This is a genomic window from Halohasta salina, from assembly GCF_024178165.1.
GTDB lineage: Archaea > Halobacteriota > Halobacteria > Halobacteriales > Haloferacaceae > Halohasta > Halohasta salina.
Genome location: NZ_JAMZIE010000001.1, coordinates 199,719 through 224,784, shown reverse-complemented (window position 1 = coordinate 224,784; position 25,066 = coordinate 199,719). Strand labels below are relative to the sequence as shown.

The 25,066-nt window shown below is 63.9% G+C and carries 27 protein-coding genes and 2 tRNA genes; 8 read left to right on the top strand and 21 right to left on the bottom strand.

Translation table 11 applies throughout. The annotated features are described in order from the left end of the window. Nucleotides 1-32 precede the first annotated feature (32 nt). The 4 genes from NKJ34_RS01080 to NKJ34_RS01065 form a co-directional block, all read right to left on the bottom strand. Nucleotides 33-1,082 (bottom strand): enolase-like domain-containing protein, encoded by a 1,050-nt coding sequence (locus NKJ34_RS01080; protein ID WP_253736411.1) that lies wholly within the window; start codon nt 1,080-1,082, stop codon nt 33-35. A 98-nt stretch (nt 1,083-1,180) separates the two neighbouring features. Next, nucleotides 1,181-2,569, bottom strand: coding sequence for a permease (locus tag NKJ34_RS01075; RefSeq protein ID WP_253736410.1), 1,389 nt, complete (start codon nt 2,567-2,569; stop codon nt 1,181-1,183). Nucleotides 2,570-2,576: 7 nt separating this feature from the next. Beyond that, complete coding sequence (locus NKJ34_RS01070) at nt 2,577-2,936, bottom strand: SHOCT domain-containing protein (protein ID WP_253736409.1); 360 nt, start codon at nt 2,934-2,936, stop codon at nt 2,577-2,579. A gap of 631 nt (nt 2,937-3,567) precedes the next feature. Continuing rightward, a complete protein-coding gene (locus tag NKJ34_RS01065; RefSeq protein ID WP_253736408.1) occupies nt 3,568-4,095 on the bottom strand; it encodes a YdgH/BhsA/McbA family protein in 528 nt (175 codons plus the stop codon). Nucleotides 4,096-4,297: 202 nt separating this feature from the next. Between NKJ34_RS01065 and NKJ34_RS01060 the strand changes: the two genes are divergently transcribed. The 3 genes from NKJ34_RS01060 (at nt 4,298) to NKJ34_RS01050 (ending at nt 7,208) form a co-directional block, all read left to right on the top strand. Continuing rightward, nucleotides 4,298-5,305 carry a sodium:calcium antiporter gene (locus NKJ34_RS01060; protein ID WP_253736407.1) on the top strand — a complete coding sequence of 336 codons (1,008 nt, stop codon included), beginning with the start codon at nt 4,298-4,300 and terminating at the stop codon, nt 5,303-5,305. 340 nt (nt 5,306-5,645) lie between these two features. Next, complete coding sequence (gene asd, locus NKJ34_RS01055) at nt 5,646-6,686, top strand: aspartate-semialdehyde dehydrogenase (RefSeq protein WP_253736406.1); 1,041 nt, start codon at nt 5,646-5,648, stop codon at nt 6,684-6,686. A 120-nt stretch (nt 6,687-6,806) separates the two neighbouring features. Continuing rightward, nucleotides 6,807-7,208: a CBS domain-containing protein gene (locus tag NKJ34_RS01050; RefSeq protein ID WP_253736405.1), complete on the top strand. Its 402-nt coding sequence runs from the start codon at nt 6,807-6,809 to the stop codon at nt 7,206-7,208. Here the strand turns inward: NKJ34_RS01050 and NKJ34_RS01045 are convergent. After that, the gene (locus NKJ34_RS01045) at nt 7,205-8,155 is read right to left on the bottom strand and encodes a D-2-hydroxyacid dehydrogenase (protein WP_253736404.1); all 951 of its coding nucleotides are present in this window, start codon (nt 8,153-8,155) and stop codon (nt 7,205-7,207) included. The genes NKJ34_RS01050 and NKJ34_RS01045 overlap by 4 nt on opposite strands. Nucleotides 8,156-8,369: 214 nt before the next feature. Beyond that, nucleotides 8,370-8,897 carry a PAS domain-containing protein gene (locus NKJ34_RS01040; RefSeq protein WP_253736403.1) on the bottom strand — a complete coding sequence of 176 codons (528 nt, stop codon included), beginning with the start codon at nt 8,895-8,897 and terminating at the stop codon, nt 8,370-8,372. A gap of 125 nt (nt 8,898-9,022) precedes the next feature. Between NKJ34_RS01040 and NKJ34_RS01035 the strand changes: the two genes are divergently transcribed. Further along, the gene (locus NKJ34_RS01035) at nt 9,023-10,414 is read left to right on the top strand and encodes an NAD(P)/FAD-dependent oxidoreductase (protein WP_253736402.1); all 1,392 of its coding nucleotides are present in this window, start codon (nt 9,023-9,025) and stop codon (nt 10,412-10,414) included. Nucleotides 10,415-10,453: 39 nt separating this feature from the next. On the opposite strand, the gene NKJ34_RS01030 is transcribed toward NKJ34_RS01035, so the two are convergent. The 5 genes from NKJ34_RS01030 to cofD are packed head-to-tail and all read right to left on the bottom strand — an operon-like array spanning nt 10,454 to nt 13,936. Continuing rightward, nucleotides 10,454-10,639, bottom strand: coding sequence for a 30S ribosomal protein S17e (locus tag NKJ34_RS01030; RefSeq protein ID WP_253736401.1), 186 nt, complete (start codon nt 10,637-10,639; stop codon nt 10,454-10,456). A gap of 45 nt (nt 10,640-10,684) precedes the next feature. Beyond that, nucleotides 10,685-11,281 carry a DUF447 domain-containing protein gene (locus NKJ34_RS01025; RefSeq protein WP_253736400.1) on the bottom strand — a complete coding sequence of 199 codons (597 nt, stop codon included), beginning with the start codon at nt 11,279-11,281 and terminating at the stop codon, nt 10,685-10,687. Continuing rightward, entirely contained in the window at nt 11,278-12,150 is an 873-nt protein-coding gene (locus tag NKJ34_RS01020; RefSeq protein ID WP_253736399.1) for a triphosphoribosyl-dephospho-CoA synthase, read from the bottom strand. The genes NKJ34_RS01025 and NKJ34_RS01020 overlap by 4 nt, the downstream gene beginning before the upstream one ends. Continuing rightward, complete coding sequence (locus NKJ34_RS01015; RefSeq protein WP_253736398.1) at nt 12,147-12,941, bottom strand: tRNA-dihydrouridine synthase; 795 nt, start codon at nt 12,939-12,941, stop codon at nt 12,147-12,149. The genes NKJ34_RS01020 and NKJ34_RS01015 overlap by 4 nt, the downstream gene beginning before the upstream one ends. Further along, nucleotides 12,938-13,936 (bottom strand): 2-phospho-L-lactate transferase, encoded by a 999-nt coding sequence (cofD, locus tag NKJ34_RS01010; RefSeq protein ID WP_253736397.1) that lies wholly within the window; start codon nt 13,934-13,936, stop codon nt 12,938-12,940. Before cofD ends, NKJ34_RS01015 begins: the two co-directional genes overlap by 4 nt. A gap of 68 nt (nt 13,937-14,004) precedes the next feature. Here cofD and NKJ34_RS01005 point away from each other — a divergent pair, with 68 nt between their 5' ends. Then, nucleotides 14,005-14,946 (top strand): biotin--[acetyl-CoA-carboxylase] ligase, encoded by a 942-nt coding sequence (locus NKJ34_RS01005; protein WP_253736396.1) that lies wholly within the window; start codon nt 14,005-14,007, stop codon nt 14,944-14,946. A 6-nt stretch (nt 14,947-14,952) separates the two neighbouring features. On the opposite strand, the gene NKJ34_RS01000 is transcribed toward NKJ34_RS01005, so the two are convergent. Genes NKJ34_RS01000 through NKJ34_RS00990 form a run of 3 tightly spaced genes read right to left on the bottom strand, consistent with a single transcriptional unit; the run spans nt 14,953 to nt 16,976 of the window. Continuing rightward, nucleotides 14,953-15,531 (bottom strand): NADPH-dependent FMN reductase, encoded by a 579-nt coding sequence (locus NKJ34_RS01000; protein ID WP_253736395.1) that lies wholly within the window; start codon nt 15,529-15,531, stop codon nt 14,953-14,955. Nucleotides 15,532-15,591: 60 nt separating this feature from the next. Further along, nucleotides 15,592-15,999: a transcriptional regulator gene (locus tag NKJ34_RS00995; RefSeq protein ID WP_253736394.1), complete on the bottom strand. Its 408-nt coding sequence runs from the start codon at nt 15,997-15,999 to the stop codon at nt 15,592-15,594. Between the two features lie 47 nt (nt 16,000-16,046). Further along, nucleotides 16,047-16,976 carry an HhH-GPD family protein gene (locus tag NKJ34_RS00990; RefSeq protein ID WP_253736393.1) on the bottom strand — a complete coding sequence of 310 codons (930 nt, stop codon included), beginning with the start codon at nt 16,974-16,976 and terminating at the stop codon, nt 16,047-16,049. Between the two features lie 85 nt (nt 16,977-17,061). Between NKJ34_RS00990 and NKJ34_RS00985 the strand changes: the two genes are divergently transcribed. Further along, nucleotides 17,062-17,385, top strand: a complete 324-nt coding sequence (locus tag NKJ34_RS00985; protein ID WP_253736392.1) for a ribbon-helix-helix protein — start codon at nt 17,062-17,064, stop codon at nt 17,383-17,385. Between the two features lie 27 nt (nt 17,386-17,412). Here NKJ34_RS00985 and cca read toward each other — a convergent pair whose 3' ends face one another. Beyond that, nucleotides 17,413-18,777 carry a CCA tRNA nucleotidyltransferase gene (cca, locus tag NKJ34_RS00980; RefSeq protein WP_253736391.1) on the bottom strand — a complete coding sequence of 455 codons (1,365 nt, stop codon included), beginning with the start codon at nt 18,775-18,777 and terminating at the stop codon, nt 17,413-17,415. A gap of 99 nt (nt 18,778-18,876) precedes the next feature. On the opposite strand from cca, the gene NKJ34_RS00975 reads away from it, so the two are divergent. Together NKJ34_RS00975 and NKJ34_RS00970 are read left to right on the top strand one after the other, a co-directional pair. Then, nucleotides 18,877-18,949, top strand: a tRNA-Asn gene (locus NKJ34_RS00975). Between the two features lie 205 nt (nt 18,950-19,154). After that, nucleotides 19,155-19,229: transfer RNA gene (locus tag NKJ34_RS00970), tRNA-Ile, on the top strand. Nucleotides 19,230-19,314: 85 nt separating this feature from the next. Here the strand turns inward: NKJ34_RS00970 and NKJ34_RS00965 are convergent. The 6 genes from NKJ34_RS00965 to NKJ34_RS00940 all read right to left on the bottom strand — a co-directional run bounded on the left by NKJ34_RS00965 (nt 19,315) and on the right by NKJ34_RS00940 (nt 25,048). Further along, nucleotides 19,315-20,013 carry an ABC transporter ATP-binding protein gene (locus NKJ34_RS00965; protein WP_253736390.1) on the bottom strand — a complete coding sequence of 233 codons (699 nt, stop codon included), beginning with the start codon at nt 20,011-20,013 and terminating at the stop codon, nt 19,315-19,317. Next, nucleotides 20,010-20,783, bottom strand: coding sequence for an ABC transporter ATP-binding protein (locus NKJ34_RS00960; RefSeq protein WP_253736389.1), 774 nt, complete (start codon nt 20,781-20,783; stop codon nt 20,010-20,012). The genes NKJ34_RS00965 and NKJ34_RS00960 overlap by 4 nt, the downstream gene beginning before the upstream one ends. Further along, nucleotides 20,780-21,964, bottom strand: a complete 1,185-nt coding sequence (urtC, locus tag NKJ34_RS00955; RefSeq protein WP_253736388.1) for an urea ABC transporter, permease protein UrtC — start codon at nt 21,962-21,964, stop codon at nt 20,780-20,782. The genes NKJ34_RS00960 and urtC overlap by 4 nt, the downstream gene beginning before the upstream one ends. Then, nucleotides 21,961-22,914: an urea ABC transporter, permease protein UrtB gene (urtB, locus tag NKJ34_RS00950; protein ID WP_253736387.1), complete on the bottom strand. Its 954-nt coding sequence runs from the start codon at nt 22,912-22,914 to the stop codon at nt 21,961-21,963. Before urtB ends, urtC begins: the two co-directional genes overlap by 4 nt. A 3-nt stretch (nt 22,915-22,917) precedes the next feature. Then, nucleotides 22,918-24,198, bottom strand: coding sequence for an urea ABC transporter substrate-binding protein (locus NKJ34_RS00945; protein ID WP_253736386.1), 1,281 nt, complete (start codon nt 24,196-24,198; stop codon nt 22,918-22,920). 433 nt (nt 24,199-24,631) lie between these two features. Further along, nucleotides 24,632-25,048 (bottom strand): CopG family ribbon-helix-helix protein, encoded by a 417-nt coding sequence (locus tag NKJ34_RS00940; RefSeq protein ID WP_253736385.1) that lies wholly within the window; start codon nt 25,046-25,048, stop codon nt 24,632-24,634. Nucleotides 25,049-25,066: the final 18 nt, after the last annotated feature.

The window sequence follows — 25,066 nt, the reverse complement described above, 5'->3', positions numbered from 1 at the left end:
TGGCTCCCGCTGGGGTCGACGACGGGTCGTCGTTAGTTCCACGAGAGCCCTCGGGGTGTCTCCGGCGGGGCAAGTGGGCTCGTCGGCAGTGCAGCGCTCGGATCCGGGTCGTTGTAGGCTCTCGGTGCCACGTCGTTCGGTGCGTCGGGGTAGAACAGTGAGGCGATCGCGTGGATGTGTTGGCGTCCGACGTCGAGTTCGAACTGGCCGCCGCCGAACAGCCGGATCCCGTGGTCGCGGCAGTACTCGATGGTGTCGAACAGCGACTGGACCGACCCGAACCGGGAGGGTTTGATGTTGAGCCACGCCGGTTCCCACGGGAGCTCTTCGATCGTCTCGACGCCGCGAATCGGGTAATCCCACGTGACACGTGCTTCGTGGCCCTCGAACAGCGGCCGTGTCTCCGGGGTCAGTTCCGGGTCTTCGATGAGTGCCTCGGGAAAGCCTTCGATGATTCGCTCATAGAGGTCCGGGTCGGCAGGCTGATCGACCGTCGTCCCGTGGTACTGTCCTTTGAGGTCCAGTGTTCGGACGGCGTCGGTCGACGCGAGCCGCTCGATGACCGCGGGCGTCCACTCCGATGTCGGGTCGAGTTTGAACTCCAGCTCGTCGTTTCGGTCGAGCCAGTCGACCACCCGATCTCCGGTCGGTGGCTCCCCCAGTCGCGTGCTCACGACGAACCGAACCGGATCGTACGTACGACCGAGACGGTCGGCGAGGTTCGTGTCGGCCTGTCTGAGTGCGAGGTCGAGTGCGGCGCTCTCGAAGGCCCACTGTCGGTAGTTGCGGTAGATCGACTGGCCCGGTTCGTCCCCGACAAAGAGATCGATCTCCGAGATCTGCTCGGAAAACTCGTCGACGGTATCTGCTCCCGTAATAGGGAACTCCGCTGGTCGGTCTCGAAGCGTCTCGTGTGGATCGGTGTCGTAGGTCACGTCCTCACCACGCCCGACCTCGCCGTCACCGTACAAGCTGACCACTGTCGACGCTCGTGTGAAGTCACTGGAGGTCTCCCGCTCGTGGTATTCGAGGTCGTAGTCGTCGATCCGGAGTTCGAGGGCAGCGACGTGGTCGTACAACATCGTGTATCACTGCTCGAACGGGCGACAGTAATAGACACGTGTCGACCGCCGGACTCGTGGCGGTCCGTTGGGCCCTCAAACACTCCCAGTAACCCAAATCACTGGTGATCGTGAGTACCTGAAATAACTGGATCGATCATAGCGAACTCTTCGGGTGTTTCCTCAAAGGCACGCTGACACGTCATCGAACAGAAGTAGTAGGTTTCACCACCGTGGGTGACGGTTGGACTATCCCCGTCGGTCCGCATTCCACAGACTGGATCCCGGTACTGTCCGGGGGCTCCCAGACCGCGCCGGTAGACGTAGAGCAGGAATCCCGAGAGTGCGAACGCGATCAGGTTGAGGTAGAACGTGTAGTTCAGTTCGAAATAGGTCTGCTCGCTCGCAGTCATGCCCCCGGCGAGATTGGGGACGATACCCAACAGATCGAACAGTTGCTCCATGAGAAACCCCGTGAACGCCATCGTCACGAAGAACACGCCGAGGATGTACAGCATCACACCCCAGCCGTAGTACTTCCGGTAGACGTTCAGCACGGGGACTGTAATGAGGTCGGCATAGACGAAGGCGATCACACCGGCGAAGCTCACACCGCCACCCCAGAGCGCGACGGCGAACGGGACGTTTCCCATACTACCGACGAAGCTGATGACGGCGATAGCCACGCCCATGATCGCGTTCTCGGCGCTGACGAGCAGGCCGTCGCCACGGAGAAAGAGCGTGTTCCAAACCCACTGTGGGACGAACACGATGACGAACCCGGAGATCAGAAAGCCTGCTATCACGTCCGTGTAGAGCATCGACCACTCCTTTCGATACTGGTTGCCAACCTTGTACCAGCCGCCCCACGAGACGAGTTCGTCTCGCCACCCACCACGGCTGGCCAGTTCCTGCTGATAGGTCTCCATACAGCCCTCCGAACAGAATTTCAGGGTCTCGCCACCGTCGGTGACGAGCGAATACTCGTCGGTCCCTTCCATCCCACAGGTCGGATCCTCGGTCACGCCGTGGTCGTGCTCTCGCTGATTCAGTTCGGTGCGAACCTCCTCAAAGAGGGTTTCTGGAAGCGTCAGGTCGACGATCACCGTCATCACTGCGATGAGGACGAGCCCGCCGAGTAGTTCGGCGACGAGGAACTCCCTGCCCAACAAGATTAGGATCATCAAGCCGAGTTCGACGATGAGGTTCGTCGAGGCGAACATGAACGCGAGGACGTTCACGACGTGGGCACCCTTTTTGAAAAGCCCCTTTCCGATGGCGACCGCACCGAAGCTACAGCCGCTGCTGGCAGCGCCGAACAGCGTGGCCTTCGTGACACCGGCTACGTCATCGTCTCCGAGCACGGCAGCCATTCGCTCTTTCGAGACGTAGACCTGAACGAGACTGGTGATCACTAATCCCATGATGATCGCCCAGGCCGCTGTCCAGAGGAAGCCGATCCCGATCCGCAGGGCCTCGGCGACCGCCGGTCCCAGTGGTGCTAACATCGGCGGACTACGGTTCGGTTTCGAGTCGGTCCCGCCGTCGTTCGTACTCCTCGTCGCTCAGGTCGCCACGTGCGTAGGCAGCCCGGAGCTCTTGGACTGCAGGGTCGGCTTCGCCGTCCCGGTTGCGCATCGCTCGATAGCCGAGGGAGACGGCCCCGACAATGACGGCAAAAAGGAGGAGCGGCATGCCCACGCCAACGATGAGCATCCAGCCAGACATGCCATTCGTCCCCCACATGCCGGTACCCCACATCCCGCCCATCATCGGTCCGGCCCACAGCATGCCGAACAGGGGAACAATGATCAGAGCGGCAACGATTGCGAGGACGATCCAGACGAGTTGTCGGTCGGTTGTCTTGGAGGTCATGATCGGATCCTAGAGCCGCGTCAGAACGCGACCCTACTCTAAACGAACGGGTGCATCGTTCACTGTCGTTTCCCTTACGATACCGAAGCGAATACCGTTCAAATACTTAGATTGCAATCCGTGTTCCGATTGAAGGAATGATCTTGATCCGAACACGGCGCTACGCCGAGGCTTCGATCCGACGTCGACGACTGTCAATCGTTCGTATCTGAAGTGGCGATTCATGCATCCGTTGGTCTGCGCAGGATGGGGACGGCCTCCGTGTAACGTCGGAAAATGTCGCCCGGAACACTAACGTCCGACCTCATCCTGTCGGCGGCATGCCGTGTCGGTCGGGAAACCCTCGTGCCGGGCGGCTGTCGGTCGCGGTCGACAGCGGACCGTATGTCGCGTGCCTGGGTTCTCCGGTCGATCATCGCTCCCAAAGAGGAGTACTCCGCCGGGGACTAGGGCACGCAGGTCGACCTCGGCCGGCCAGCGATTTACGCCTTCCGTCCGAGCGAACGGGTGCCGTCGACCGTCTCAACGCTGACCGGCGGCAACTGGGGGTCGCAGTCCAGAGAGCCGCGTCTCGTGGAACCGGTCGAGAACGTCGCCGAGAGTACACGCGGCTGAGCCGTGTGTGATCGATTCAGGAGACGGCCATGTCACCGGCACACGAGAGTCGACTGTCCAGCGAGCCGTCGGCCAGAATCCGCACCGTGAGGTCGGCGCTGCCGTTGTTCGGCCCACACTGAACGATGCCCGGACCGTGGGTCGCCCGGGGCCCCGCCTCCGAGTGGACGATGTAGACGACCGCCGACCCCGGCGGGACCGCTTCCAGCGTCAGCCCGACGCCCCGGTTCGGGGCGAGCCTCACCGTCTCGGCGTACCGATCGTTGCCGTCGACCGAGAGTGCCGTCACGTTCCGGGGCCAGTCGGACGGCAGGTCCTCAATCGGGCCGTCGAAAGTGCGTGTCGACCCGTTTTCGTAGGTGAGTTCGATCCCCTCGGCGTCGGGTGGGATCGCGTGTACGGTGACAGTGTAGGTCGCGGTGTGCTCGTTCGATAGCGTGACGCTCACGTCGGTGCCGGCTGGTGCAGGTGGCTCGTCGGCCTGCGGTGCGGTACAGCCTGCAAGGAGGACGAGCAGGATCACGACAATCGAGCGGAGGCGCATTACAAACCGACTATACCTGTTGGAATATATACTGTCTCGGTTTCGGTGACGCCGCTCACCGTGGCAGGGTCGAGGAGTTCGTGACCGTCCATGTAACACGTATCTCCCGAAGGAAGGTACGTAACACCGGGGGCCGTGATCGTTGCATCGTCTCACTTTTGAATGAAACTCGTTTTTAGCCCGTGTCGACAAGGGGTAGGCAATGGTCGGACTCCTCGCCGCGCTTCTGCTGGCTACGGTCGCCGTCGCCGTCATCTGGAAGGGCAGCACCCACTTCGAGCGGGCCGCCGCTCGGCTCAGTCGGTACTACGGCCTGCCGGTGGCGGTCCACGGCGCGGTAGTCGTTGCGGTCGGCTCCAGTTTCCCCGAACTCAGTTCGGTCGTGATCAGCACCCTCGTCCACGGCGAGTTCGCCCTCGGTGTGGGCGCGATCGTCGGCAGCGCCATCTTCAACCTCCTCGTGATCCCGGCAGCCTCGGCACTCGCTACCGACGAACTGGAGGCCACGCGGAGCCTCATCCATAAGGACGCCCAGTTCTACATCATCAGCGTCCTCGTGCTCTTTATCGTCTTCGCGCTCGGGGCGACCTACGTCCCCGGCGGCACCAACAGCGCGGCGATTCTCACACCTGAACTCGCGATCCTCCCGCTGGCGACCTACGGCGTCTACATCTTCCTCCACCAGCAGGACGCCAGCGACCACGTCTCGACGGGCGCGGTGGACGTCGACGCTCACCGGGAGTGGGGTGTCCTCGCGGTCGCGCTGCTCGTGATCACCGTCGGCGTCGAGGGACTCATTCGCGCGGCGCTCACGTTCGGCGACATCTTCGAGACGCCGAGTTTCCTATGGGGGCTGACCGTTATCGCCGCCGGGACGAGCCTTCCCGACGCCTTCGTCTCCGTTCGTGCCGCCCAGAACGACGACAGCGTGACGAGCCTGACGAACGTCCTCGGGAGCAACACGTTCAATCTCCTCGTTGCGATTCCGGTCGGCGTCCTGCTGGCGGGGTCGGCGACGATCAACTTTCTGGCGGCGATTCCGACGATGGGATTCCTCGCGTTTGCGACGCTCGTGTTCATCGTCTTTACTCGAACCGACCTCGAACTCACCGACCCGGAGGCCTACGGCTTTCTGGGGCTGTACGTCCTGTTTCTGGTCTGGATGACGCTCGAATCGATCGGGGCGATCGAAACTGTCCGGGAGATCTAACGGCGGCAGTTGACCCACGGACCAAACAGAGGCGGACGCCGCCGGGGACCACGGCACGCAGGTCGACCCCGGCCAGCGATGTAGGCCTGCCGTCCGAGCGATCAGCCGTCGACGACCACCAACGCATCACGGCTGAATTTACAAACACTAACCGAAACGGGGGCGGAGATAGACAAACACGACGCGGCGACAGTGAGTAGTTCTTTTATATACTACTGTGGCCAAAATAGGCTGACAGTTCCGATCGAGTTTCGCCGACAGCGGCCGTGTTTGTCCTGATTGTTCGAGAACCTACCGGCAATCCGACCCACTTATGTGTATGAGACTGCACCCCACGGTAATGGCAGTACAAGTAGGCATTCTCGGAGCGACGGGCGCGGTCGGACAGCGGTTCATTCAGCTGCTCGACGGGCATCCCACGTTCGAGATCGCCGCCCTGACCGCGAGCGAATCGAGCGCCGGACAAACCTACCGCGAGGCGGCCAAGTGGCGGGTCGAAACCCAGATTCCCGACGAAATCGCCGCAATGGAAGTCGGCGCAACGACGCCCGACGATGTCTCCGACGACGTCGACCTCCTGTTTTCCTCGCTGCCCTCCGGGGTCGCCGCGGAGGTCGAACCCCAGTTCCTCGAAGCGGGCTACGTCATCTCCTCGAACTCCTCGAACGACCGGATGGCCGAGGACGTGCCGCTGACGATTCCGGAGATCAACCCCGACCACCTCGGGCTGATCGAAGTCCAGCGCGACAACCGCGGCTGGGACGGCGCACTCATTAAGAACCCCAACTGTTCGACGATCACGATGGTCCCGACGCTGGCGGCCCTCGACGAGTTCGGCCTCGAACGCGTCGACGTCACCACGCTGCAGGCCGTCTCCGGGGCGGGCTACTCCGGGGTCACCTCGATGGAGATCATCGACAACGCGATCCCCCACATCGGCGGCGAAGCGCCGAAGATGGAGACCGAGTCCCGCAAGCTGCTGGGCAGCTTCGACGGCGGCGAACTCAGCCTCCACGACTCGACGGTCAACGCCTCCTGTAACCGGATTCCGACCCTCGACGGCCACCTCGAAAGTCTGTTCGTCGACCTCGCAGACGAGCCGACCGCCGAGGAGGCCCGCGAGGCGATGCGGGAGTACCCCGGCGTCGACCTCCCGAGTGCCCCCGACCAACTCATCCACGTCTTCGGCGACGAGGAAATGTACCGCCCGCAGCCCCGCCTCGACCGCGAGCGCGAAAACGGGATGCAGATCTCCGCCGGAGGGGTCGAACAGACCGACTCCGGGATCAAGTACAACTGTCTGGCCCACAACACCATCCGCGGCGCGGCCGGTGCCAGCCTGCTGAACGGTGAACTGCTGGTCGAAGAAGGCTGGATCTAACCCGGTCGACGACTGGCCACTCGAAACTGTTTCTGCGGGTCGAAACTGAACACGAGTCGACAGCACGCCGTCTTTTCGTCCGGGACCAAGGTTTTTGTATGTGTATAGGTATCACACTGTATGGCAGACATATTCGTGGGCCGGTTGATGACCTCGCCGGTCGAGACGGTACGACGGGAGACGCCAGTACGGGAGGCCGCAACGAGACTGCTCGACGAGGATATCGGGTCGCTCGTGGTGGTCGACGACGACAACGCCGTGGTCGGCATTCTGACGACGACCGACTTCGTCCGGATCACTGCCGACGACACCGCCGCCGAGGCGACGGTAGGCGACTACATGAGCACCGACGTGACGACCGCGACCGCGAACGATTCGATCAACGACGTGGCCGGAACGATGATCGACAACGGCATCCATCACATCCCCGTTGTCGACGACGAGGCCGGGGTCGTCGGCATGCTGACGACGACGGATCTGACCTCCTATCTGGCGACGGTCGAAGTGCCCCAGCCCGCCTAAACGACCCGGTTTTCGTAGTCGGTTTCGCCCCGGCGATAGCGGTCGACGTTCGTCGCCAAGATATCGGCGAGTCGCTCGTAGTAGTCGGGGGTGTGGCCCGCGTTGTGGGGTGTGATCGAGACCGAGTCGAGATCCCACAGCGGGTGGTCGTTCGGCAGCGGTTCCGGGTCAGTGACGTCGAGGGTCGCGCCGGCGATCCGGTTGGCTTGCATTGCCGACACGAGGTCGTCGGTGTCGACCACGCCGCCACGGGCGATATTTACCATGAACGCGTCGGTCGGCAGCGTCAGCAAGGCCTCGCTGTCGATCAGGCCCTCGGTTTCGTCGGTCAGTGGACACGCCAGCACGAGGAAGTCGGTCCGGGCCAACGCGTCGTGAATCTCGTCGAACCCCAGTACTTCGTCGGTCGGCCCGCCCTTCTCCGGGGTATACCGGACGCCGATGGTCTCGACGCCGAATGGGTCGAGTCGGTCGACGACCGCCTGCCCGATCGCACCGAGGCCGACGACGGTGACAGTGCTACCCTGCAGTTCACGGGCGGGGTAGGAGCGCCACTCGTTGCGCTCGGCCTGTCGCCACGCCCGCTTGAACCCCCGGACGAACGAGAGGATCGCCCCGAGGACGTACTCCGAAATATTCGGCCCGTGGACGCCCGAGGCGTTGGTGACGGCGGTCCCGTTGGCCTCGAAGACGTCGAGATCGAGGTGACCCACACCCGCATAGACGCAGGCGAACAGGTCCATGTTCGCGGCAGCCTCGACCTCGGCGGGCGTCATCGAAAACCCGGTGACGATCGGGGCCGACTCGATCAGGTCACGCTCCTCGGCGGGCGTCCGGCCGACGGTGACCTCGACGTCCGGCAGCCGAGCCCGGAGCGCGCTCGCGTAGTCGACGGCCGACAGGCCGTGGATTTTCTGGCGGAGCACTGCTATCTCCAGTTGGCTCATAGCCGACTGTTCGCTGCCACCCATATGAGTGTAAGGCTCGCCGAATGTGGCTGTCCCCGTCGAGTGGCATCGAACGGAACCACTCGGGGTCGGCGTGGAGTTCGATCCCATGGAAAACCGCGCGGGACGGAAGCCAGCGTCGACAGCGAGGCGCTGGTCGTTGGCGACCGGCCGAGGTCCGTCGTCACCGCCGAGACGTTCGAGGCCGTCAGCCCTAGAGGCCCCGACTGTCGGTCACGTCCTCTTGGAGGCCGACCCAGTTGCTGATCGTCCCCGTCTCGTCGGGGATCGGCGCGATCGCGAGGTGGTTCCGAAACGGCGTGCCGTCCTGCCGATAGTTGCGGAGGTCGACGACGACCGGGGCCCAGATATCGATCGCTTCGTGGAGATCCGCTACCGGGGCACTGGCGGTCCCGGATCCCTGGAGGAGTCGGAGGTTCTCGCCGAGGACGTCGGCCTCGTCGTAGCCAGTAATCTCCTCGAAGGCCGCGTTGGCGTAGTAGATCGGGTTGTCCCGATAGGCCGGCCCCGAAATCGTCACGCCGACCGGTGCGTCGTCCATCGCCGGGGTATTCCACGACAGGGGAGCGTCCTCGCCGTGGTGGGCCTCCGGGCCGGCCGCGGTGCGGATCCGTCCCAGCGTGTCGGCGACTGTCTCGACGACGTCCATCGAATCGATCAGTGGGCCGTCCGATGCGGCGTGGGTCTCGAACAGTCGACGAAGCTCGGCGTCGGCGGACATACACCGTCTACGGGACGACATTATATACCGCCTTCCGATCCGTAGCGGTGAGTAGTCACTACCTACCGCCCAGATACGGACCGATAGTTCAGTGGGTTTAATACCGACTCGGCGGGGTATTCGGTATGGAACGCGTAGACGTGGCTATCGTCGGTGGCGGGCCAGCCGGCACCGCAGCGGCTCACGCGGCCGTCAGCGGCGGTGCCTCCGCGGTCGTCTTCGAGAAGGGCGTCCCGCGGGCCGACCGCGATGGACTCGGCCCGGACTCGACTGACGCGGCAGGGATCCTCGACTACTGGGTCGACATCATGGACATCCACCCAGCGGAGTTCCCCGACGACGTCCTCCTCCAGCAGCTCGATCGGGCGGAGTTCGTCGGGCCGACCGAGTCCTGTACGCTCACGAGTACCGGTATCGATTCCTCCTATGATCACTTCGGCTATACGTTCAACCGCGCGCGGTTCGACGACTGGCTGCGGGAGCGCGCCGAATCGGCGGGCGCGGAGTACCGACTCAAGGTGAGAGTAACGGGTGTCGACACCGATCCCGATGCGGATGGTACCGGCGAACCGCGTCACGTCGTCTCGCTGGCAAACGGCGACGAAATCGGGGCCGATTTCCTGATTCTCGCCGACGGCCCACAGCGAACGGTCACCAACGGCGTTCTCGACGAGTATCTCCCGGATGGATCGAAAGCCTCCGACATCCTCGCTTCGCCGAAAGCCAACCACATCGCCTATCAGGAGTACCGAGAGTTCCCCGAAGCGGTCTTCGAGGAACTCAAAACGGCGATCACGTTCTGGTGGGGCGTCATGCCCGGTCACACCGCCTATCCGTGGGTGTTTCCGAACGACAACCGCGTCTGCCGGGTCGGGCTGACGATGCCCATCGGCCTCGACATCGACGCTGTCGAGGACCGAGACGAGTACAAACTCCTTCGACCGGAAGACGACAGTATCCCACAGGGGTCGACCTACATCCGCCGACTCCTCGAATGGCAGTGGGGCGACGAGTACGACATCGAGACCGACTTCCCGCTGGTCGAAGACCGCGGCAAGCGCGGCGGGACCGAGACCTACAGCATTTCGTCGACCAAACCGATCGAGTCGCCAGTCGAGGCCGGCATCGCGGTCGCTGGCGGCGCGATGGGGACGACCTCAGCGTTCCACGAGGGTGGCGATCACGTCGCGGTCCGGACCGGAGCCATCGCGGGCGAGCTGGCCGCCGACGGCGACCTATCGAGCTACAACGTCCGGTGGCAGGAGACGATCGGCGACGAACTGCTCCGGAACGTCACCTTCGCCGAACTCTGCCGCGACTACGGACCGAGCGACTGGGATCGAACGTTTAAATCAGTTCGCGGGATGCTGGCGGCCGACGGGCCAGACCTGCTCAAAGCGAGTACGCTTCGCTCGGGGCTCTCCGGCGCAAAAGTACTGTACAACTACAAAAAACAGAAACGGTCGCTCAAAAAGAACGGTTACACCCAGCTCACTGCCGACGACTACGTCTACTGAGTGGTGTGTGAGCGTGGTTCGGCGAGTCGCGTCCGAAAATCAGACCGTTGCGGCTTTCTTTCGCGTGATGTATCCGGCGACCCGGTTGCGGACGCCCTTCGAGTCGACGGTGGTGAGTTTGGCGACGTTTTCCTTGTTGGTGTCGAAATCGGTGTTGAACGCCTCGGGATACCGTTCGAGGAGGGTCGTTGCGAGCTGTTTGACGTACTTCGGTTTGATTGCCATACGGCCATCTCGGTCCGAGCGACACTAAAACGATTCGTTCCGTCCTCAGTACTCCCGCCACCCGGTCTCGCTGCTCAGCGTGGCGAACGCCTCCCGCTCTCGGGGGCCACCGCACTTCTCGACCGTTTCCTCGAAATACCGAAGCCGCTCGACAAGTTGGTCGGTGTCGAAGCTCGGTACGTCGAGCCGCGAGGCCGCGACGGTGGCATCGATCACCGCGTAAAACCCCCGGTTGATAGTTAGTGGCCGACTACTCTCGGCGGTTCCCGCCGCAGTCGGTTGGAGTTCCCATCGCTCCCACTCGGTGCCGCCATCGGTGCCACTGTCGACCGACGTGGCCTCGATTTCGACCCACGCGTCGGCGTTCGGCAACAACGGCTCGCCGTCCTCGCGGATCGTTACCGCGGCGTCGACGAACTCCCGCGGATCGGCCGTGAACTGAACGACACCACCGCCCTGCCGGTGGAAGTTACGCTTGGTTCGGGTGTTGCCCCACGTCGTCGCCGTCACCGGTTCGTCCGGCTCGTCGGGCGCATGCAGGCCGAGAGCGGCCATGTTCCACAGGTCGTTGGGGCCGAGCGTGGCGACGATCGACTCGGTGACGCCACGGAGCTCGACCGGCCAGTCGTGTGTGTCGCTCATACCTCAAGCCCCCGTTGGAGTGCGACAAACAGCGCCGCCGCGGTAATATCTGCGGTCGTCCCCGGGTTGTACCCCGCCTCGACGAACTCGTCGGCGAGTCCCTCGGCAGCATCGAGGTCGCCGTCGACCGCGGCCGCCCGCGCCGAAACCTCGCGGGCAGTGGCCTCGCCGTGGTTGGTGGCGACGAGCGTATCGGGCTCCTCGGCGAGCAGATCGAGGAAGACGCGCGCAGTGCGGTCGCCCACTGGCCCCTCGTCGGCCAGCAGCCGGTCGGCAGCCCGAAACGTGCGCTCGAAGCCCGAGACCCACTCGCGGGCGTTGCCATCGCCGATCCGGCCGTCGGGATCGGCCGACAACGCCATGATGTCGTACAGCGTTAGGCTTCGCCTACGGAGCGCCTCGGCGGCGTCGCTCCCTCGACAGACGTCGAGTTCGTCGGCCTCTGGTGGCGGGTCACCGACCGCGACGTCGACGTGTTCGAAGGCTCGATAGAAGCCGACGGCGTCGTCGACCGTCGTCGACTCGACGACAGACCGCACACCCTCGGGAGTGAGCGACCCGTCTGCGGCAGCTCTTATTAGTGGCACGAGCAACAACAGACAGCCGAACTGGGTGTTGCCGCCCTCTTGGTTTGACATTCCGTCGACGGCCTGCTCGAAGGCCGCGCCGACCGGGTCGCCGTCGGCGGCACGGTCGAGCCCGTCGCGGGCTCCGACTGCACCAGCCACGAACTGTTCGAATCGGAGGTCATCGAGGTCACGGTGACGGTCGACGTTGCCCGGTTTGGGCGTTCCCGCGACTTCGAGCAACAGCGCGAGTTGGGCGTTTTCAGCCGTGGAGCGGCCGCCGCTATCGTCCGGGCGACTCATTGGATCGGAGCCTCCCACTCCTCGACTGCGGCGGCGACCCGCCGCATCACGGGGCCGGTCGGTTCTCGGCTCGGTCGACCGACACTCACCGCGTCAGCCCCGTAGTCGAGATACTCCCGGACGCTCTCGCGGTCCCGAACCTCGTTGTTGGCGATCACGAACAGGTCGGTCGCGGCCGCAACGTCCCCGATTACGGCCTCGGAGTCCATCGCGTCGACGTGGATGGCGTCGGCACCGGCGGCCTCGACTCGCCGGGCGACGATCGGGAGATCGACATCCGGAACCTCGGCGCGAACTTTGACGCTCACCGCCGCCCCCTCGGCGGCCGCCGCCTCGACGTACTTCGTTAGGCGGTTGCTATCACCGAGCAGCGTTTCGCCACAACCGATCTCGCGGAGTTCGGGTTGTCGACAGTGGGCATTGATCTCCAGTATCGCGTCGTGAGCCGCACAGATCGCTGCGGCCTCATGGATCGGGTCGACCGTCGTCGCCCTGACGTTGACGCCCGGCTGGATCGCCACGTCGTCGAGCGCCGTTAGCTGGTCGCTAACGAAGTCGAGCGGATCGTCAGGGAGGAACTCCCGACGATCGCGGTCGACGAGCGCCCGTGCGGCCTCGCGGCTCGGCTCGTCGAGGGCGATCCCACCTACAAAGGCCGCCCCCGCGAGGTCGGCCCCCGCGGCCGCCCACGCGGCGTCGGCCTCACCGCTGAGACTCGCCAGCGCCAGTCGTGGCTCGAACGGTAGACACTGGCTGTCTCGCCGTCTGTCGGTCGACTGCTCCCTGCTCATACGTCGATCCCCAACTCCGCCAGCGCGTCGAGCACGGCCCCCATCACGCGTCTGCTGTCGGCCTCGTCGTCGATCGTCGTGTCGGTTCGGACGACCGGACGGTCGAGGTCGGTGCCGTCGTCGGTGTCGAGAACGAAGGCGTCGACGAACGGGTAGGCGTCGGCGACGCCCTGCGTGCTCGGCTCGCGTCCCGTGCCCGCCATGAGCTCTGCCGCGGGTCCCGAGAACACCTCGTCTTCGATGAACGGCGAGACCGCAACGACGGGGGTCCGTTCCAGTGCCGCCTCGATGCCCGGCACGGCGAGCATCGGGCCGATGCTCGTCACGGGGTTCGAGGGGCCGATGACGACCGGGGCGTCGAGCGCGTCGAGGACCTGGTTCGTCGGCTTGGCCTCGTCGGCCCCCCGGAACTCGATACCGGTAACCTCTCTGTCGGCTTTGTCGAGCCAGTACTCCTGGAAATGGATCGGCCCTTCGTCGGTCGACACGATGGTCGCAACGGGATCGTCGCTCATCGGCAACAGTGTGAGGTCGACGTCGAAGGCGTCGGCGAGAATCTGGGTAGCCTCGGTGAGCGTCTTCCCCTCATCAAGCAGACTCGTTCGCGTGATGTGGACCGCCCGGTCACGGTCGCCGATAGTCATGAACTCCGCGATCCCCGAGAACCGTCGCCAACGGGCGATGGGTCGACCCTGTGTCTGCTTACGGGGCGGGAGGTATCGCGGCCCGGTGTCGAGGTCGGCTGACTCGGCCAGCCGGTGGAGTTCGGCGTTGGTCTCGTGGCTGTCGTCGTCGATCCCCCACCATCGCTCGGTGTCGAGAACACCTCCCTCGTGGAAGAGGACGGTATCGAGGTCGGGACAGACCAACAGGCCGCCGAGTTCGATGTCGTCGCCGGTGTTGCCGACGACGGTGAGCCCGTCGGGATCGAACACGGCTGTGGCACCGGCCAACAGCTTCGGCGTCCCTGTGCCGCCAGCGAGAAACGTAATCATGGGCGTTCGTAGGAAGGGCGTGGCTTTGTATCCGACGGCTCTTTGGGATGGAGTGACTACTGGCGACAATGAACGAGACACGCCGTGCGCTGCTGTCGGCTTTCGAGGCGGGGCCGGTCGGCGGACCGGAGCTGGCCGAGCGGCTCGGAGTCTCGCGGGCCGCGGTCTGGAAACAGGTCGAGGCGCTCCGCGAGGAGGGGTTCGAAATCGAGAGCACCGATGACGGCTACGCGATCACCGACGTCCCCGACTACGGCGAAGCCGCCATCGAGTTCGGGCTTGATGCGCCGTACACCGTCGAGTATCACGACGCAGTCGACAGTACGAACAACCGCGCCCGCGAGTTGGCTGATGCGGGGGCAGTCGACACGGCCGTCGTCGCCGACGAACAGACCGGGAGCCGAGGCCGACTCGACCGGTCGTGGACCGCCCCCAGCGGCGGCGTCTGGTGTTCGGTCGTCATCCAGCCCGACCTGCCTGCGGCCCACGTCCCGCTGGTGGCGCTCGCGGCTGGCGTGGCGACGGCGAGCGCCTGTCGGGAGGCGGGCGTCGACGCCCACCTCAAATGGCCCAACGACGTGTTGGTCGGCGAGACGGGCGAACGCGGCGGCCGCAAGCTGGCCGGAATCCTCACCGAGATGGAGGGCGAGGCCGACCGCGTCTCGTGGCTCATCGCTGGCATCGGCGTCAACGCCAACATCGACGCCGAGACGCTGCCGGATGGCGCGACGACGCTCCGAGCCGAGTGCGGCGGCGACGTCGACCGCCGCGTCTTCGTCCAGCGGCTCCTCGAATCGCTGCACGACCTGCTTGCGGACCCCGATGCCGTGTTGGATCGGTGGCGAGCCTACAGTTCGACGCTCGGCCAAAACGTCCGGGTCGAGCTACCGAACCGGGTTGTCGAAGGCGAGGCCGTCGACGTCGAGTTCCCCGGCGGGCTCGTCGTCGAGACCGAAGCCGGCACGGAAGTCGTCCACGCGGGCGACTGCGAACATCTGCGGCCGCAGTGAGGTCGTTCAGTCGTCGGCGCCCTCGTTTTGGCCGCTCTCGAACGTAGCCGGATCGGGTTCGATATCGGCGTACTCGACGACGCGCCGGCCGAGGGTGTCGACCCGTTTTTCGGTCCCTTCGTCGACGAACTCGCCGTTTTCGAACGCCGAGCCGACGTTCGGAACCGCTGCCTGATGGGGGAGTACCCAGCTGTCGAGGGCCCGACAGACCGACCGGAGGTGTTCGAGCGTCGTGATGGGGAACGAGCCGCCCGACACCGCAAGGAGGCCGACGGTTTTCCCCTCGAACTCGTCGAACCCACAGTAGTCGATGGCGTTCTTCAGGACCCCGGAGTACGAGCCATGGTACATCGGGCTGGCGAGGATGATCGCGTCGGCCGTCCCGACGCGGTCGACGAGTCGCTGGCTGTCGCCCGGTTCGTCGCGGTCGGTGTTGAGCGGCGGGAGGTCGTACTCCCGGAGGTCGAGCAGTTCGCCGCGGCCGCCAGCGGCGTCGACGCCCTGCAGGGCGCGGTTCGTTGCGAGACGCGTGTAACTCCCCTCTCGGAGGCTCCCCACGAGGGCGACGACGTGTATCTCGGACATGCGTGTGCAATGGAGAGACGGAACAAAAAGGTCAGTCGACAGAGGGCTGCGCGCCGAGCGTTACTCTTGGGCGGCGGACTGTCCGCCCTCCGGCGTCCGGTAGGTTTCGACGATGTCGTCGAGTAGCAGGCTTCGGGGATCGGTCGCCGGATAATGGGTGTCGATCAGGTCGTGAGCGGTCTCGATCTCGCCGCGGATGGCAAACTGCCGGACGCGGGCGGCGATCTGGTAGAACTCCGCGCCCGGTTCGGGGACCCCCTCATCAGTAAACGCCGAGTCATCCGGGAACACCTCGTCGCGAACGTCGTCGAAATCCAGCATCTCGGGCTCGTAGTCGTCGATCTCCGAGAGGACGAACTCGACGGCAAACCGCTGGAACTCGGATTTGCTCGAAAACGTCTCCCCCTCGACCAACTCCTCGACCCGGTCCATTACCGCATCCGAAAACCGGACTGTCGACTTGACCATTATACGCCTACTAACTAAGAGATCTATGTAAAGCTACCTCCCAACCGTCACGACTGGAGGCGGACGACGGTCGGCTCGCTGTCGGCATCAATCTCTACGAGTCCGTCGTCCCGTAGGTCGGCGAGTAGCTCGCGAAGCCACGCCTCGCCAGTCTCGCCGCCGTAGTCGACCCGGACCCGCGGCCCCAGTTCGTCGAGTGTCAGTTCGTCGTACTCGCCGAGCGTCCGGATCACCCGCCCGCGCATCTGTCGTCGACTGCCCTCGAAACTCGGCTGCGTCGGGACGTCCGGCGCGGTGAAATCGCCCGACTCGTAGGCGTGACACCACTCGCGCCACGGACAGCCCGCGGTGTCACACGTCGGCGTCTTCTCGCAGGCAACCCCGCCGAGTTCCATGATCGCGTTGTTCCAGACCCGCGAGCGCCCCGCGGGCATGAGGTCGGCCGCGGCAGTCTCGAAAGCCGCATCGTCGTCCGGAACCCCGAAGGCGCGATACAGCACGCGTTTGACGTTGGTGTCGACCACGGCGTCGCCGTTGTTGAACGCGAACGAAGCGACGGCGTTGGCGGTGTAGGGGCCGACACCCATCAGTTCCTGCAGTTCGTCGGGCGTCTCGGGGAACTGGCCGTCGTATTCGTCGACGACCTGCGTGGCGGCCTCGTGGAGATACTTGGCGCGATTGTTGTAGCCGAGGCTGTGGTCGCTCCAGAATGATACTACGTCGCCGCGGGCGGCGTCGGCCAGCGCCTCGACGGTGGGCCACTCCTCGAGGAAGTCGTCCCACGCCGCAACCACCCGGTCGAGTTGGGTCTGCTGGCTCATGATCTCCGAGACGAGAATCGCGTAGGGGTCGTCGGTCTGCCGCCACGGATACTCGCGGTGGTCGGTCTCGTACCACTCGATCAGGGCCGACCGGATCGCATCGAGAGTGTCGTCGTCCCGGAGGGCTCCCTCGCCGTCTGCGCCCGAATCGCTCATTGTCGACGCTCCGCACGCGGGCGGTTTAGGGGTGCTGATCCAGCCGAACAGCAACGCGTTTCCGTCTGCTGGCCCAGACGCCGGTATGAGTCTCGACGAACTGACCGAGGACATCACCGACGAGTACAGCTCACTCGACGACGAGTTCGTCGTCTCGCTGGATCGGGAGACGAAAAACGAACTCGCCATGCTGGCGGCTGCCTTCGAGACCGACGACCCCGCGGAACTCATCCGCCGTGGCGTCCACCTGCTGTATCGGCAGACCGTCGACTCCGGCGATCTCGACTTCCATCTCCGGTCGGGGTACGACGTGACCTACGACGAGTACCTGAGCGGGATGACCTACGACGAGATGACCGGTGGCGACAGCCTCCCGTCGCTCGACGACTCGAACCGCTACCGGATGTAGACCGGCGTCGACCCACAGAATCGGATATCAGGGCCGTGGGTCGAGATAGTCGGTCAGGCACGCGCCGAGGGTGTCGACCAGTTCGGCCACCGCCTCGCTGCCGACCAGCAGGTCGTAGCCGTCTTCGAGCGCGCTTTCGACGTGGACGCCGAGGCCGACCTCGAAGATCGCATCGCTGTCGAGATAGGCGGCGGCGTCGGTCCACTCCCGTGGCCGTTCGACCACGTAGCGGTCGCCATCGAGGAACGGCCCGACACACGACTCGTCGTCGACGTAGGTCTCGTAGAAGCCGGTGGCGTGCTCGCGGACCGACACCGGGGGCCCCTCGTGGCGTTCGACCGCCGGGAGTTCGGCGGTCGACAACTCCACGAGCAGAAGTGCCGTCCCGCCGTCGTCGCCGACCAACCGCGCCGACCGAAAGACCTCGAAGCCGTGGTTTTCGAGCCCCGACTCGATCCCGGCGAGGGATTTGTCGAGCTGTGGGTAGAGCTGATCGTCGACGATATCGGGCGTCTCGAACCCGATCGCAAGCGGTGTCGTCGCCCGGTCAGCCAACCGCTCGCGGACCGCGTCGACGGACAGGGGCTCCCGATCGGGCGGGAAGAACAGCGCGAGATCGGGGTCGGCCAGCAGCTCGCGGGCGTAGTGTTGGAGCCGGGCAACGTTCTCGGCCGCACAGACGGCGGCCACGTTACGGTCGGGATCGGTCGGATCGATTACGACCAGCGGGTCGTCGAACGTCGTGGTGCCGTGGTCCTCGGGATCGAACTCGACGGGCGTCGACCAGTCGGCGGCCGCCTCCAACAGCGGTTTGAGGCCGCCGTACTCGACGACCAGCAGCTCGGCGAGATAGCCCGAAAAACCGCGGGTCTTGAGGTCGCTGCCGTAGGCCCCGATCCCCTTGAGGAAGCGTTTGAACACCCGAACGTCGCCGGCGAGCTCGTCGTCGATCCGGGCATCAAGGTACTGGGTGTGGAACGGCGTGCGGTCGACCGCCGACCGGATGTCGGTCGCCGAGTCGACGCGGTAGCAGGGAACGCAGTCGACGTCGAAGCCGTCGACTTCGCCTTTGACGTAGGGGTGTTCGGCGTACTCCTGATGGCCTTCGGGGAGGACGTCGTGGCCGATCGCTAACCCATGGGTTTCGAGGTCTTCCCGTGGGAGATCCGGCGGGAACCGGACGAAGAGGTCGATATCGCGGTCGCCAGCGAGCCACGTCCCGCGGGCGGTCGAGCCGACTTGGAGCACGTCGGCCGCGAGGTCGCGGTCGTCGATGGCCTTCTCGGCGCGGGCGATCAGCCGGTCGGCCGTCGCCGACAGCCGCCGGCGCTCGTCGGCCGTCGGGGTAACCCGCTCGTGGACCGTCGACAACACGTCGTCGAGACTACTCATACAGCCGGATTGCGCGACGGCGTGTGAAAGCATGTCGCTTCCGTCGGGTGGAAAACGAAAGCCCTATTAAATGCATCCGACTACCTTTGGTTGCGTTGGGCCGTCGTAGCTCAGATGGTAGAGCACCTCGCTGTTAACGAGGTGGTCCCAGGTTCGAGCCCTGGCGACGGCGTCTTCTCTCGGAACAATTCACGAGGAGCGTCGGCTCCGAGTGCCAACTGTCGCGGCTGTGGTCGTCTCGGCACGGTTGAGCCTCGGTCGCGGGGGCTGTTGGTGCCGAGCCGACTGCTGGACCGGTGGTCGACTGAACGGTGGGTCCCCGTCTACGCACGGCGTGTCGACAGCCTCATATGGGACTAGCCGGTATTTCGGTTTAAGGGCCCTTAGCTTAGTCCGGTTAGAGCGCCGAGCTCATAACTCGGTGGTCGTTGGTTCGAATCCGACAGGGCCCATTATGCTGGTCCTTTGACTGAGAAAATAGGTATGTGGACTGTATAAAAACGAGAACGGCCGAACAGCAGATGAAACGGGGCCGGACTAGACGACGAGATACTCTTCGAGCTGGCCGCGGTCGGCCAGTGCGTCGCCGTCGAGTTCGTCGACGATCTTCCCGTGGTCGATTGCGTAACACCGATCGGCCAGCCCTTGAATCACGGACAAGTTCTGCTCGACGAAGAGGATCGTCGTGCCGAACTCGTCGCTGATCGCTCGGAGGTCCTCGGTGATCGACTGGACGATCGACGGTTGGACACCCTCCGAGGGCTCGTCGACCAACAGCAGGTCGGGGTCGCCGACCAGCGCGCGGCCGATAGCGAGCATCTGCTGTTGGCCACCGCTCATCGTGCCCGCCTTCTGGTCGGCGCGCTCTTCGAGGATCGGGAAGTACTCATACACCTGTTCGTACCGCGTTTCGTCGTCACGGCCGACGGACTCGCCGACCAAGAGGTTCTCCCTGACGGTCAGGTCGGGGAACACGTCACGGCCCTGTGGGACGTAGCCGATCCCGAGTTGGGCATGTTCGTCGGCCCCCATCGTCGTCAGCTCTTCGCCGCCGTACCGGATGCGTCCGGTCTCGGGTTCGAGCAGCCCCATGATCGCTTTCAATAGCGTCGTCTTGCCGACGCCGTTGCGGCCGACGATCCCGACGATTTCGCCGTCGTCGACGCTGAACTCTACGTCCCTGAGGATTGGGGTGCCGTCGTAGCCGGCGTTCAGGCCGGTGATGTCGAGACTCATGCGTTCTCACCCAGGTAGATCCGACGGACCTCCTCGTCGCTCTCGATCTCCTCGATGGGTCCCTGTCGGAGGATCGACCCCTGATTGAGGACCGTCACCTGCTCGGAGATCTTGCGGACGAACTCCATGTCGTGTTCGACGACGAGGAACGTCATCCCGTCGTCGTGCAGCGAGCGGATCAGCTCGGCGATGTCGGCCGTTTCGTCCACGGACATCCCGGCGACTGGCTCGTCAAGCAGCATGAACGTCGGGTCGAGCGTGATTGCCATCCCGATTTCGAGGCGCTGTTTCTCGCCGTGGGAGAGGTCGCTTGCCGGCTCGTCGGCCTTCTCGGACAACGAAATCCGGTCGAGCGTCTTCTCGAGGACCTCCTCGATATCCCGGTCGGTCCGTTCAAGCGGCACCCGGAGGTTCTGGGCGACCGAGAGGCTCTCGTAGATGTGTGGCGACTGGAACTTGACGCTGATCCCAGCGTCCATTCGCTCGTGTGGCTCCATATCGGTCAGGTCGTGACCGTCGAAGTAGATGTCGCCCTCGGTGGGCGACAGCTGGCCGGTGATCAACTCCAGCAGGGTGGATTTCCCGGCCCCGTTGGGGCCGATCAGACAGCGGAGCTCACCCCGTTCGACGCTGAAGTCGACACTATCGGTGGCTGTGAGGCCGCCGAACTTCTTGGTGAGCTGTTTGGTCGCGAGTATCGTCTCGGTCCCGCCGCCGGTCGCGGCGACCGCCGGCTTCTGTCTGACGTTGATGTCCTCCGGAGTGCTCATTCGACCACCTCCTCCGAGCCGGTCGGCGTGTCGGTCTCAGAGACGTCGACGCCAGCCGAACCCAACAGTGTTCGGACACGTGTCTGGACTGTCTCGCGGCCGCGGTCGATTCCCTCGCGGACGCCGTGTTTGTCGAAGAATACGTAGACGTCTCTGATGCCCGGGAGGATCCCCCGTGGAAGCACGAGCACCGAGATCATGAGGATCACGCCGACGAAGACGATCGCAAACTCCGAGGCGTTGACCGAGAACCACAGCCGGAGCCGCTCGATGATGATCGTGCCGACGATCGCACCGAGCAGCGACTCCCGGCCGCCGAGGGTGACCCAGACGATGGGGATCGTTGCGAACGTGATCGTGAACACGCTCGGATCCATGTAGTTGCCCCACGTCGCATAGAGGACGCCGCTGAGCCCAGCGAGCGCGCCCGACAGCGTGAACACGGCCAGCTTCACTTTTTTCACGTTGTAGCCGAGCATCGCGGTTCGCTCCTCGTCCTCACGGATCGCCACCAGCGCGTAGCCGTACTTGCCGTTGACGAGCACGCGGGCACCGAAATACGTGAGCAACAACAGCCCCAACACGAACCAGTAGAACCCCGACCCAGAGAGGCTGATCGACGCGCCTTCGACGCCGAGTGCGAAGTTTCTGATTCCCGGAATCCCGTTGAAGCCGCCGAGTTGGACGGAGCCGACCGACCACTCGGAACCCGCAGTCTGTGCCATGAACGTCTCGAGGACGAGCGTCACGACGAGCGTGAGGATGGCAACGTAGACATCCCGCACCCCACCGTAGAACATGAAGTAGCCGAGAACGAACGCCGACAGCGTCGCGACCGCGACGGCGATTGGCAGCGCAACCGTCTGGCCGAACACGCCGCCGAGGTTGAGGCTCACGATGGCGTAGGTGTAGCCGGCGATGCCGAAGAAGGCGACCTGGCCGAAGCTCAGGATGCCGGTGTATCCCCAGATGAGCGACAACGACAGCGCGAGTAGCCCGTAGACCAAGAACAGCGAGGTCTGTCCCGCTGCGTAGGAGCCCTGAACCAGCGGGTAGGCGACCATCAGGGCCATGCCGACGGCGAAGGCGGCCCAGAACGCCGGCGAGTTGCCGAGGGTGTTCGGGCCGTTCAGTTTGTCGGCGATACCGCCGAGTCGTGGTGGCAGGCTCACATCCATCATTGGCGTTCACCCAGCTTGTCACGGATTGTGTTTGCGAGGCCGGTCAGTCCATCCGGCAGCAGTCGGATGACGATGATGGCTGTAACGAGCAACGCGATCTGCCCGATGAAGTTTCCGTAGAGGTTCGAGAAGATCGCGTCGATCGTGCCGAGGACGCCACCGGCCAGCGTCGTGCCGAGCAACACCGTCGACCCACCGGTGACGACCGTCACGAACGACTCGACGAGGAACGCCTGTCCCATACTGGGGACGATCGTCGCCGAGGGCGCGTACAGCGCGCCGGTCAGCCCGGCGAGGCCGGAGCCGATGGCGAAGGTGACGGTGTACATCCGGTCGGTGTCGACGCCCATCGCGCGGGCGGTCTCGGGGTCCTGGATCGTCGCTCGCGCGCGAATCCCGAACTCGGTGCGAGTGAACACGAGGTAGGCACCGATGAGGACGGCGATCGCTGCGAACAACAGCAGCACGCGGTACCCCGAATAGGTGTACCCCGGAACGTTGCCGAAGGGGGTGCCGATCGACTGCAGGGAGTTGCCGAAGATGATCCGGGTTCCCTGCGTCAAGATCAGTCCCAGACCGAAGGTGACGATCATCGAGTCCAGCAGTCGACCGTAGAGCTGTCTGACGATTGTGCGTTCGATGATTGCGCCGAAGGCTGCGGTGCCGAGCGCGCCGAGTACCATCGCAGCCGGGAGCGGCAGCCCCACGACGTTGACCGACAGCGTCGTGATATAGGCACCCATCATGATGAACTCGCCGTGAGCGAGGTTGATCACGCCCATCATCCCGAAGATGATCGTCAGTCCGATCGCCGCGAGGATGATGAACGCGATGCTATCGGCCATCTGCAGGAGCTGTGGGACCGGAACGCCGATGCTGTCGAGCGCCCCCAACACGTCGCCGATGACGAGAGGGGTGGGCGTGCCGGTTGCGCCGAGGCCCGATGTCATCAGTTACTCTCCTGCTGCGTCGTAGTAATCGGTCGGCGTGAACTGTTTCTCCATCCCGTCGTCTTTGCCTGAGAGATCGATGCCGACGGTCTCCGAGAGGAACTGCTCGGGAATCCGCCGTTCGTCCTCGACGGTGATGTTGTGCTCGGCGTCACACTTCATCACACGCATGTTGTGTGTCATGTGGTGAACCGGTCCCTGGTGGCTGATGTCGCCTTCCGGGGATTTGTCGCCGGTAATCTCCATGCCACTTTCGAGGACATCCCGAACGGCCTTCTGATCGGTCGTGCCGGCCTCCTCGACGGCCTCCTTGTACATGTAGATCGAGAAGTAGTTGTTGACCGACTCCTCGTTGGCGTAGCCGGCGTCCGGCCAGCGGTCGTAGTATCGACTGACGTAATCCTCGTTGCGCTCGGTCGGGATCTCTTCCATGTAATTGAACCCGCCGTAGACGTCTTTGAGAGCGGGTGCATCGAGGCGTTTGTGCTGGTAGCCCTGGGCCATCACGGTCGAGGTGCCCATCGGAATGTCGAGGCCCGCGGAGGTTCGCTGGTTCCAGAACGACGAGTGGTTGTTGCCGACGAGGATCGCCATCACGAAGTCCGGATCGGCCTCCTGGATATTGCTGATCGTCGACCCGAAGTTCTGGTTCGATAGCGGAATGAACTCCTCGTTGTTGACCGAGGCACCGTTCTCCTGGGCGATGACCTTCACCCAGTCGGCCGACAGCTGGCCGAAGTTGTAGTCGGCCGCGATCGTGTAAATGTCGGTCCCGAAGTTCTCGATCATGTAGGGGACGACGCTGCCGAGCTGCTGGCGTGCGGTCGGCCCCATACAGAAGACGTTCTCATCGGCGACGCCGCCCTCGTACTGGGTCGTGTAGAAGTACAGTTGGTCCTCCCGATCGATGATCGGGCGGATCGCCTCGCGGGTCGCCGAGGAGTAGCCCGCCCACAGCGCGTCGACCTCTTCCTGCTGGATGAGCCGCTCGGTGAGCTGCTGGTAGCGTTGGTTGTCGGACTGGGGGTCCGGATCGAACAGCTCGATCTGTTTGCCCATGATCCCGCCGTTCTCGTTGATCTCCTCGATAGCGAGCTTGCTGGCACGCCACTTCGGCGTGCCGACCAGCGAGAAGTTGCCCGAACGATCCTCGAGCACGCCGATCTTGATCGTGTCACTTTCGGAGCTGCTACCGCCGCCGCCAGAACAGCCCGCAACCGAGACACCGAGTCCGGTCCCAGCTGCCGCCAGAACCGAGCGTCGAGAGAGACGATCAGGGTTCATTGACGATCACTAACAGTAACAGCAAAATTGTGTGCATATTCGGCTTGGTCAGTTCGTTTTGACGTCGTTTGTCTACTCATATTCGACAGAACGGTGCACATGGCTGTCACATATAAATGTTTTCAGTCAGATTTGTACAACAAAATATATTCTCGTAGGGGGATGTGAGGTATTTGTATGTCCTTATATATTCAATAAATTGCGTTTTACTGTGTTTTTGTCGACTGAAAATCGAATATACGTATACTTATATCCGAGTAGTTTTGAATATATAGATATGAGACGCATCTGTCGTTTTTCTGTCAGTGTAGATACATTTACAGTCTCGCGTCTACCGAACGATGAAAGCGGCTACAGTTACCGGTTCGACCACCGACTCGGAACACACGGTGGTCTCGCGCGCTGGACTCGTCGACCCCCGTTGAGGTGGTAGTCAGTGCTGTTCGTCGACGACGATGGCTTTGACCTGTTGGACGCCGCTGAGCGCCCGCAGCCGGTTTGCGAGGTCGGTAATCTCGCTGCCGGGGCCGGTGACGACTAGCGTCTCCATACAGGTGTCTTGGGAGAGGTGGATGTGTTGGACCGACGTGATCACATCGGCCATCTCGTGCTGGATCGTCTGGAGGTCGTCGGCCAGTCCGTCGACGTGGTGGTCGTGGACGACGACGATGGTGCCGTGAAACGGACCATCGCCGCCGGTCTCCCACTCGTAGGTCCCGAAGAAGTCCCGCAGGGAGTCTCGCACCGCCTCCGAGCGGCTGTCGTACTCCCAGTCGTCGACGATGCCGTCGAGGCGGCCGATCATCTCCGAGGGCAGCGTGAGGCTGATTCGCCCGATGTCGTCAGTCATACGTCCATCAATTTACGG

Coding starts and splice junctions, on each gene's coding strand:
- NKJ34_RS01080 (WP_253736411.1), bottom strand. CDS start 1,082: ATGTTGTACGACCACGTCGCTGCCCTCGAACTCCGGATCGACGACTAC.
- NKJ34_RS01075 (WP_253736410.1), bottom strand. CDS start 2,569: ATGTTAGCACCACTGGGACCGGCGGTCGCCGAGGCCCTGCGGATCGGG.
- NKJ34_RS01070 (WP_253736409.1), bottom strand. CDS start 2,936: ATGACCTCCAAGACAACCGACCGACAACTCGTCTGGATCGTCCTCGCA.
- NKJ34_RS01065 (WP_253736408.1), bottom strand. CDS start 4,095: ATGCGCCTCCGCTCGATTGTCGTGATCCTGCTCGTCCTCCTTGCAGGC.
- NKJ34_RS01060 (WP_253736407.1), top strand. CDS start 4,298: ATGGTCGGACTCCTCGCCGCGCTTCTGCTGGCTACGGTCGCCGTCGCC.
- asd (WP_253736406.1), top strand. CDS start 5,646: ATGGCAGTACAAGTAGGCATTCTCGGAGCGACGGGCGCGGTCGGACAG.
- NKJ34_RS01050 (WP_253736405.1), top strand. CDS start 6,807: ATGGCAGACATATTCGTGGGCCGGTTGATGACCTCGCCGGTCGAGACG.
- NKJ34_RS01045 (WP_253736404.1), bottom strand. CDS start 8,155: ATGAGCCAACTGGAGATAGCAGTGCTCCGCCAGAAAATCCACGGCCTG.
- NKJ34_RS01040 (WP_253736403.1), bottom strand. CDS start 8,897: ATGTCCGCCGACGCCGAGCTTCGTCGACTGTTCGAGACCCACGCCGCA.
- NKJ34_RS01035 (WP_253736402.1), top strand. CDS start 9,023: ATGGAACGCGTAGACGTGGCTATCGTCGGTGGCGGGCCAGCCGGCACC.
- NKJ34_RS01030 (WP_253736401.1), bottom strand. CDS start 10,639: ATGGCAATCAAACCGAAGTACGTCAAACAGCTCGCAACGACCCTCCTC.
- NKJ34_RS01025 (WP_253736400.1), bottom strand. CDS start 11,281: ATGAGCGACACACACGACTGGCCGGTCGAGCTCCGTGGCGTCACCGAG.
- NKJ34_RS01020 (WP_253736399.1), bottom strand. CDS start 12,150: ATGAGTCGCCCGGACGATAGCGGCGGCCGCTCCACGGCTGAAAACGCC.
- NKJ34_RS01015 (WP_253736398.1), bottom strand. CDS start 12,941: ATGAGCAGGGAGCAGTCGACCGACAGACGGCGAGACAGCCAGTGTCTA.
- cofD (WP_253736397.1), bottom strand. CDS start 13,936: ATGATTACGTTTCTCGCTGGCGGCACAGGGACGCCGAAGCTGTTGGCC.
- NKJ34_RS01005 (WP_253736396.1), top strand. CDS start 14,005: ATGAACGAGACACGCCGTGCGCTGCTGTCGGCTTTCGAGGCGGGGCCG.
- NKJ34_RS01000 (WP_253736395.1), bottom strand. CDS start 15,531: ATGTCCGAGATACACGTCGTCGCCCTCGTGGGGAGCCTCCGAGAGGGG.
- NKJ34_RS00995 (WP_253736394.1), bottom strand. CDS start 15,999: ATGGTCAAGTCGACAGTCCGGTTTTCGGATGCGGTAATGGACCGGGTC.
- NKJ34_RS00990 (WP_253736393.1), bottom strand. CDS start 16,976: ATGAGCGATTCGGGCGCAGACGGCGAGGGAGCCCTCCGGGACGACGAC.
- NKJ34_RS00985 (WP_253736392.1), top strand. CDS start 17,062: ATGAGTCTCGACGAACTGACCGAGGACATCACCGACGAGTACAGCTCA.
- cca (WP_253736391.1), bottom strand. CDS start 18,777: ATGAGTAGTCTCGACGACGTGTTGTCGACGGTCCACGAGCGGGTTACC.
- NKJ34_RS00965 (WP_253736390.1), bottom strand. CDS start 20,013: ATGAGTCTCGACATCACCGGCCTGAACGCCGGCTACGACGGCACCCCA.
- NKJ34_RS00960 (WP_253736389.1), bottom strand. CDS start 20,783: ATGAGCACTCCGGAGGACATCAACGTCAGACAGAAGCCGGCGGTCGCC.
- urtC (WP_253736388.1), bottom strand. CDS start 21,964: ATGATGGATGTGAGCCTGCCACCACGACTCGGCGGTATCGCCGACAAA.
- urtB (WP_253736387.1), bottom strand. CDS start 22,914: ATGACATCGGGCCTCGGCGCAACCGGCACGCCCACCCCTCTCGTCATC.
- NKJ34_RS00945 (WP_253736386.1), bottom strand. CDS start 24,198: ATGAACCCTGATCGTCTCTCTCGACGCTCGGTTCTGGCGGCAGCTGGG.
- NKJ34_RS00940 (WP_253736385.1), bottom strand. CDS start 25,048: ATGACTGACGACATCGGGCGAATCAGCCTCACGCTGCCCTCGGAGATG.